Source organism: Acidobacteriota bacterium, assembly GCA_040754075.1.
Lineage (GTDB): Bacteria > Acidobacteriota > Blastocatellia > UBA7656 > UBA7656 > JBFMDH01.
Genome location: JBFMDH010000051.1, coordinates 24,086 through 31,671 on the forward strand (window position 1 = coordinate 24,086; position 7,586 = coordinate 31,671).

A 7,586-nucleotide genomic window follows, 5' to 3' on the forward strand; every position below is an offset into this window, starting at 1 on the left:
TTTCGGCAGCCATAGCGAATAAGCGAATCGTGTATGAACGAAAACCCGGAGCCTGCAAAAATCAACGCCTCCAGCTTAGCCCATGCCACACCCGTTGCAACGGTCATAGAATTTTTTGAGATCAATCCCCAAACCGGACTCAGCGCCGAGGAGATTACCAGGCGCGAGTCGCAGTTCGGTAAAAACCGTTTGCCGGACGCGCAAACCCGCTCTATGTGGCGGGCGCTCGTTGATCAATTTCTCAGTTTGATTGTGGCTTTGTTGCTTGGCGCATCCTTAATTGCTTTGCTTCGCGGCGACACCATCGAAGGCTTGGCGATTTTGGTGGTGCTGGTTGTGAATGCGCTGGTCGGGTTTGCCACCGAATGGCAAGCCAGTCGCGCCTTGCAGGCGCTTCGCAAACAGGCGCGCGCCTCTGCCCGTGTGCGTCGTAACGGACAGGAAACCCTCATTGATGCCGAAGAATTACTCCCCGGCGATCTGGTGATTTTGAATGCCGGAGACCGCATACCCGCTGATGGTCGCTTGATTGAATGCGCCAATCTGTTTGCCGAAGAATCTGCGCTCACCGGCGAAAGCGCGACGGTCACGAAAGGGGTTGAGCCGGTAAGCAAAGACGCGCCGCTTGCTGAACGCAGTTCCATGCTCTATCTCGGAACCACCATCGCCGCAGGGCACGCGCTCATGCTGGTCACCGCAACCGGCATCAATACTGAACTGGGGCAAATCGGAAAACTGCTTGCAGGCACCGCGAAAGAATCGACGCCGCTTGAACGAAAACTTGGCGAACTCGGGCAGCATCTGGTTTATATCGTGCTGGGAGTTGCCGCAATCGTTTTTCTGGCGGGTTGGTTTCATGGCGAAAATATCTGGATGATGCTCGAAGTCGCCATCAGCCTTGCGGTTGCTGCCGTGCCGGAAGCATTGCCTGCGGTCACAACTTTAATTTTGGCGCTCGGAGTTTTGCGCATGGCTCGCGAACGCGCCATCGTGCGCCGTTTGTCAGCCGTTGAAACGCTTGGCAGCACGACCATCATCTGTTCGGATAAAACCGGCACGCTTACGGAAAACCGCATGACGGCGCGGGAAATTTTTCTCGCCGATAGCGCAGCGATTCACCTTGATGAAAAAAATCCAACGATAGAAGAAAATCAATTATTAGCCAGCGCCGCGCGCGTTGCCCTGCTTTGCAACGAAGCCTCGGCAATCAATCAGACAGACGGCAAGTTGCAAACGCTTGGCGACCCCACGGAAACCGCATTGTTGGTGATGGCGCATCAGCTCGGATTTGATGTCGTCCGCGAAAGAGAAAATCACAAAAAGCTGTTTGAGGTGCCTTTCGACACCGCCACCAAACGCATGTTGACGATTCACGAAATCGGCGATGGCAAACGTTTTGCCGCGCTCAAAGGCGCGCCGGGTGTCGTCCTGAAAAATTGTTCGCATTTTGCGACACCCGCACTTGAACCTGTACCGCTTGATGAAGCGAAGCGCAAATATTTTCTAGAGATCAATGACGAGATGGCTGACCAGGCGTTGCGCGTGCTGGCGCTTGCCGAAAGAAAGCTGGAAGCCCATGAAGCGCTTGAAGCCGTCGCCTCTTTAACCAACGAAAAAGCCACCGCAGCATCGCATAATGAAAATCACCGCTTCACCTTTCTCGGTTTTGTCGGAATGATCGACCCGCCGCGCGCAGAGGTTCCCGCCGCTATCAAACTCGCGCAAGGCGCAGGGGTTCGCACGGTGATGCTCACGGGCGATCAAATCAACACCGCCCGCGCCATCGCCAGAGAATTGGGACTCAGCGGCGATAGCGAATTGCAGGCGCTGCACGCGCGCGACCTTACGGAAGCCTCACAGGAAAATCTTGCGGAGTTGGCGCGCACCGCAACGGTGTTTGCGCGGGTTTCGCCCGAAGACAAACTGCGCATTGTGGACGCCCTCAAGCAAGCCGGTGAGATTGTTGCTGTAACCGGCGACGGGGTAAACGATGCGCCGGCGCTCAAACGCGCAGACATCGGCATTGCTATGGGAATGCGCGGCACGGATGTGGCGCGCGAAGCCGCCGATGTGGTGTTAGCCGATGACAATTTTGCAACGCTGATTAAAGCCATCGAAGGCGGGCGGACGATTTACGCCAATATCACCAAGTTTGTGCATATGATGTTCTCGCACAATTTCGCCGAAGTCCTGGTTATCTTCGCAGCGATTCTTGCAGGCTTGCCGTTGCCGCTTCTGCCTTTGCAGATTTTGTGGATGAATTTTGTGACCGATATTTTTCCGGCTTTCGCTCTGGCAGTTGAACCGCCTTCACGCGGCGTCATGAAACACCATCCGCGCTCACCGCAGGAAGCTCTGCTGTCGCGTCCCTTTCTATTATTGATTGGCTGGCAAAGCGCCCTGCTTGCCAGCATCGCGATTGCCTGTTATCTATGGGCTTTGCAAACCTACGGCGAAGGAACTCACGCCCGCACCATCGCCTTGATTTCATTAATCAATGTGCAACTCGGTCATTTTTTCAATTGCCGGTCGCGGACGCATTCGTTGTTTGTCGGATTATTCAATAATCCATTCGTGTGGATGGCAACCGGGATGGTCATCGGATTGCAATTGCTTGCCGTCTATTTTGCGCCGCTCGCCAAAGTTTTGGATACCGCGCCGCTTGCGCCAACCGATTGGTACATCGCGGCGATGTCTCTGTTTGCGCCGATGGTGATTGTCGAGGTGGTGAAAGCGATTGTACAGATACGAAAGCGTGATCAGGTGTTCGATTAAACACAAGTTGCGCAAGATGGAGAGTTCACGATGAGACTCTGGTTTCCGCGCCAATCAATAAATATTCGGGGTGTAAAATCGGCAGACGTTCGTCCACTGATTTACCACATCAACAAAATTAAAATCCCGACCACCAAAACCACTGCATAAAACGAGCCGAGCTTTTTTAACAGCAGGCGGCTGCCCAACAGAGCAGCAGCCCCGGCTTTGAAGACTAAATTCGATAACAGCGCCACCAATACGACTTTCCAACCGGTATCGCCATCGAGGCGTTCGCCGTCAACCAGGTGCGCCGTCGATAGGGTAATCGCATCCACATCCGTGAGTCCCGAAAGCGCCGCGACGATATAAAGCCCACGGTCGCCGAAACGCGCTTTGGCGGCGGCAACCGCAAACAGCACCAATGCATAAATCAACCCGAAAAACAGGGCGGATTTTAACTCCGAAGGGTTTTCCTGCGGCGGCATTTCGGTTTCCTGTTTCTGTCCCCAGAACCATAACCCCAGCGAAAGCGCCGCCAAGAGCAGCAACAAAATAGCTAACGGCAAAATCGCCTGCTTAAAAAAAGCTAATGAAATCACCGCGATTTCCAGCATCACGCGAACCAGTACCACCGATGACGCAATCATTATCACGATGGTTGCTGTCAGTGAGGTTGCCGGCGCGGCTTTGGTGCGGCGCGAAAAACTGACGGTCGTCGCAGTGCTGGAAATCGTCCCGCCGAGAATGCCGCCTAAGACAATGCCCGCATTTTTGCCGAAAAATTTATAGACGATATAACCGCCGAGACTGATGCCAACGATGAGCACCACCATATACCAGATTTGTCGCGGATTGATTACCGAAAACCGGTCATAGGTTGCGTCGGGCAACACCGGCAGAATCACCAGTGAAATCAAGGCAAATTGCATGATGGCTTTCAAATCTTCTTCGCCGAGTTTCGCCACCACCGCATGCATCTGATTTTTGAATTGCAACAACACCGCCGCGCCGCCGCCAATGGCAATGGCAATCTCTTTGTGACCGACGGTTAAATAGACGCCGAGCGCAAACATTAAAAGCATGGCAATTTCTGTCGTCAGCCCCGGGTCGAGATGTTCCCCGTCCTCCTTTTTCAAACGAATCAGGTCGCCGATGACAATCGTCGCCGCCATTGCCAAAAAACCCGCAGCGATCACCCAACCGCCAAAGGTCTGGGCAATCAATCCGCAGATGCTGCCGAAAACCGTGATTAGCGGAAAGGTGCGAATCCCCGCGAGCCGCGATTCGACGCGCTCTCGTTGAAGCCCGACGAGCGCGCCAAGCCCAAGGGCGATGCCGAGTTGTAAAAAAACCTGCGCAATGCTCATGTCACTTCTTCAAAGGTGCTTCCATTTGGCAATATTTTCCCAGGGGTCTTTCTCATAAGTTCCCGCTTCATGCATCACGGCAGTGCGGTCTTTGAACCGCACGACCGCGGGCAACGTAGAGTTTTCAAATTCCGACAGATTGCCGAAAAAAATCATCTCGCCGTGGTCTAGCACCATGATTTTAATTTCAGGGGCTTCGACGGGCGCGCCCTGACGAATGACGACCTGCCCACCTTCTGCTGCGGCGTAATGTTCAGCGATATATTTAATTTGATGAAGTTCTTTACTGACCAGAAGCGATGAGATGTGATGAATATCACGGGCGCGAATCACCAAATCCAAAATCATGCGGGCATTGATTGGGTCAAGCCCGGAGGTCGGTTCATCAAAGAGCATAATCGGCGGCCACCCGGCAAGCGCCCGCGCCAATTCCAGTCGCCGGCGCATGCCGATGGACAACTCTTCCGGCAGTTTTTCCATATCGTTTTCGAGTCCGACGAAATGCAAAATTTCAAAGACTGCCCGGTCAACTTCCGCCTCCTGCCAGTTGTGTTCAACCAGTCGATAAGCGGCGTTATCGAAAACCTTCATGCCGGTAAACAAGGTGTCTTCCTGAAAGGCGATGCCCATCAGGTTACTGCGCAATTCGAGCAACTGGTTTTCCGCAAGCTGGTCGATTTCCTGCCCGCCAATAAAAATCTCTCCTTCGTCGGGTTGCAAAAGTCCTATGGCGAGACGCAGCAACACCGATTTCCCGGATGCCGAATTGCCGGTGATAATGATCATCTGATTGCGTTCAAGGTTGAAACTGATGCGGCTCAAAACCCGCTGCTCATCGAAACTCATCGACACATCACTAAAGGCTATCGCAGGGGTCTCGCCTGCGCTGTTGAATGCTTCGCTCATGGAAACCTCCTGAAAATAAGTAAAAAGTAAAAAGTGAAAATTAAAAAGGCAAAATCGAAAATTAAAGAGCAACTTTGTCGTAAACCAACAACGGTAAAAGCAAGGGAATGCCCGACCACGTTTCTTACTTTTTACTTTTACCTTTTTACTTTTTACTTCAGCCAAGGCAATCCGTGTACCTGATGGGTTTGGGTAGTTTCACGCAACCAAGGCGGCAAGTTTACCCATAAAAGCGGCTTTCGCTTCGCAAATTACCCGATTTAATGCGGCATCAATATTGCAGTGAAAAGAAGGATAAATTTTTTGTTGGGAGGATGTGTCTTATGTTGGGAACAGTCATGAAAAAAGAGACGCTCAAAGAGACTGCCATCGAAGAAACGACAGAGAAAAAAGATGGTTTTTTTGCGAAAGCCGTCAATGTCGGCATTCAGGCAGCCAACCTCGGGCACGAAGCCACGCGCCTTAAAGCTAACGTATCGCACGCGGTCACCGACGCCCTCGAAGATAGCAAACGTGAAGCGCGACGCGCCCTCAAACGCGGCGTCAATGCCGCCGAAGATTTAGTGGACGAGACTGCCTATCGCGTCAAACATCATCCGATTCGCTCCATTGCAATTGCCTTTGGCGCAGGAACGATTTTAGGAGTTATAGTTACCAGCATCGGCAAAAAAATTTTGAAAGCCTGATGCGCCTATGACGAAAAAAACGATTGGCATTATTTTTCTGGTAACTCTGGCGCTGTTTGCATTTTATTTCTGTTACATCATTGCCAAGCCGTTTCTGCAACCGATTATTACCGCGCTTGTGCTCGCCATTGCCTTTCATCCGGTGCACATACGCGTGCATAAGCGCGTTCGCAATGCCAATCTGGCGGCGTTGATTTCGACGCTCCTGGTCATTCTGGTGATCATCGTTCCCACCGTATTGCTCGGGGTGGCGATTACCAGAGAACTGACCGACACCTACAAAGCTTTAAGTGAACGAAGCGCCGAAGAGGGCGGCTGGACGCCTTTCATTATGCATTTGCTGGAACGTCCGCTCGCCTGGGTCGGCAAGTATGTTGACCTCTCGGAATTCAATTTACGCGACGCATTACTTAGCCGGTTACGGGAAATCAGCGGTTTTCTGGTGAATTTTGCCAGAGGCATGGTTGGCAATGTAACCTCGCTGATACTCAATTCGGTGATTGCCTTTTTCACCCTGTTTTTCCTGTTTCGCGAAGGCGATCATACGCGCCGGCGTCTGGCAGCAACCATCCCGCTTACCCATGAACAGATTGAAAAACTGTTTGCCGACATCAGTCGCACGATTACCGCAAGCATCTACGGGTCACTGGCGGTTGCCATCGCGCAAGGCTCACTCACCGGCGTTGCCTTCTGGGTTTTGGGCTTGCCTTCGCCGATTCTCTGGGGCGTGGTGACGGCAATCTTTTCGCTGATTCCGATGGTCGGTTCAGGAATCGTCTGGTTGCCCGCTGCGATTCTCTTGATTTTGAGCGGCAGTTACGGCAAAGGAATTTTTCTGATTATCTTTGGCGCGGCGGTCATCGGCACAGTCGATAATATCATTCGTCCTTATGTGATGAGCGGGCAGGCAGACCTACCCACTTTGCTCCTGTTTTTCGCGCTGTTTGGCGGGGTGCAGGAATTCGGCATCATCGGGCTTTTTGTCGGACCCATAGTTTTAGCCATCAGCATCAGCGTCTGGAAAATGCTCAGAGATGAAATGAAAATCTGGAATGCGAGTTTGCACGAACATAAAGTGGAAAATTCTACTTAGCTCGACTTTGTCCTTTTTGGAACAGCACAACCAAAAGAAAGGACTTGGATGGCTAATTATCAATTAGATTGTTGAACCGCGCCTGAAAAAAAGCCTGTAAATCAAGGTGTCTCGCATCTGAAAAATGGACAAAGGTGAGAGTAGAAAATTTCTATCACAAATGACGCAAAAAACTTTACCGGCATTCGTTCTTCCAAGCGAGCCAAGCCAGGTTTCAATTTCCTGTAACAAAAATGCAAGTAATATTTCAGAAAATAGTGCTTGAAATTTGCGGCTTAATTTTCGTATACTGCCGCAGTCATTTTTCGATTACCCGATTCAGCTTTTTACTTTCGACTCGGTGAGATGTTCATTGAGCCAGTTGTTCACTTAACCAATTTATCGAAGCGTCGCCAGAGGTTACCATGCGAAAATTTAATTCCCCCCCCCGCAATATCCATGCCGCAATTAAACATCAGGCTGTCAGAACCTTACTTTGTTTGATATTGATGTTGAGTTTATTGATTCTGCCAATTCACAGCTCATTCCTTCAAGGCGCGCAGGTCTTGGCATCTACTACGTTCAATGCAACCACCCATGTGGTGACCGCGCCGATGAGCAGCGTCACTTCGTTTTTCAGGTGGTTGTTCGGAGGCAAACCCGCGCAGCGCCACCGCGAGACGTTGAACGAACGCCTTACCAGAGTGGCTTCACTGCAAATCTCTCCTGCCAAATTTGTCGGCTATCAGGGACAAAGTGTTGTGTTTAGTGCCTTGCCTTTGGATAACAACGGACAAA

The 7,586-nt window shown here is 51.5% G+C and carries 6 protein-coding genes; 4 read left to right on the forward strand and 2 right to left on the reverse strand.

Translation table 11 applies throughout. The features are described 5' to 3' along the window. Positions 1-33 precede the first annotated feature (33 nt). Positions 34-2,775 carry a calcium-translocating P-type ATPase, PMCA-type gene (locus tag AB1757_30315; protein MEW6131362.1) on the forward strand — a complete coding sequence of 914 codons (2,742 nt, stop codon included), beginning with the start codon at positions 34-36 and terminating at the stop codon, positions 2,773-2,775. Positions 2,776-2,876: 101 nt separating this feature from the next. Here the strand turns inward: AB1757_30315 and AB1757_30320 are convergent, their stop codons facing one another. Beyond that, the gene (locus AB1757_30320) at positions 2,877-4,124 is read right to left on the reverse strand and encodes a DUF4010 domain-containing protein (GenBank protein ID MEW6131363.1); all 1,248 of its coding nucleotides are present in this window, start codon (positions 4,122-4,124) and stop codon (positions 2,877-2,879) included. Positions 4,125-4,133: 9 nt separating this feature from the next. Beyond that, on the reverse strand, positions 4,134-5,030 hold the full coding sequence (locus AB1757_30325) for an ATP-binding cassette domain-containing protein (protein MEW6131364.1): 897 nt from the start codon (positions 5,028-5,030) through the stop codon (positions 4,134-4,136). A 323-nt stretch (positions 5,031-5,353) separates the two neighbouring features. Between AB1757_30325 and AB1757_30330 the strand changes: the two genes are divergently transcribed. The 3 genes from AB1757_30330 to AB1757_30340 form a co-directional block, all read left to right on the forward strand. After that, entirely contained in the window at positions 5,354-5,716 is a 363-nt protein-coding gene (locus tag AB1757_30330; protein ID MEW6131365.1) for a hypothetical protein, read from the forward strand. A gap of 7 nt (positions 5,717-5,723) precedes the next feature. Further along, positions 5,724-6,809: an AI-2E family transporter gene (locus AB1757_30335; protein ID MEW6131366.1), complete on the forward strand. Its 1,086-nt coding sequence runs from the start codon at positions 5,724-5,726 to the stop codon at positions 6,807-6,809. Between the two features lie 545 nt (positions 6,810-7,354). Further along, positions 7,355-7,586 (forward strand): hypothetical protein (locus AB1757_30340; protein MEW6131367.1); only part of this gene is annotated, 232 nt, incomplete at its 3' end.

Excerpts from the sequence above, each read along its gene's own strand:
- AB1757_30315 (MEW6131362.1), top strand. The coding sequence starts at position 34 with ATGAACGAAAACCCGGAGCCTGCAAAAATCAACGCCTCCAGCTTAGCC.
- AB1757_30320 (MEW6131363.1), bottom strand. The coding sequence starts at position 4,124 with ATGAGCATTGCGCAGGTTTTTTTACAACTCGGCATCGCCCTTGGGCTT.
- AB1757_30325 (MEW6131364.1), bottom strand. The coding sequence starts at position 5,030 with ATGAGCGAAGCATTCAACAGCGCAGGCGAGACCCCTGCGATAGCCTTT.
- AB1757_30330 (MEW6131365.1), top strand. The coding sequence starts at position 5,354 with ATGTTGGGAACAGTCATGAAAAAAGAGACGCTCAAAGAGACTGCCATC.
- AB1757_30335 (MEW6131366.1), top strand. The coding sequence starts at position 5,724 with ATGACGAAAAAAACGATTGGCATTATTTTTCTGGTAACTCTGGCGCTG.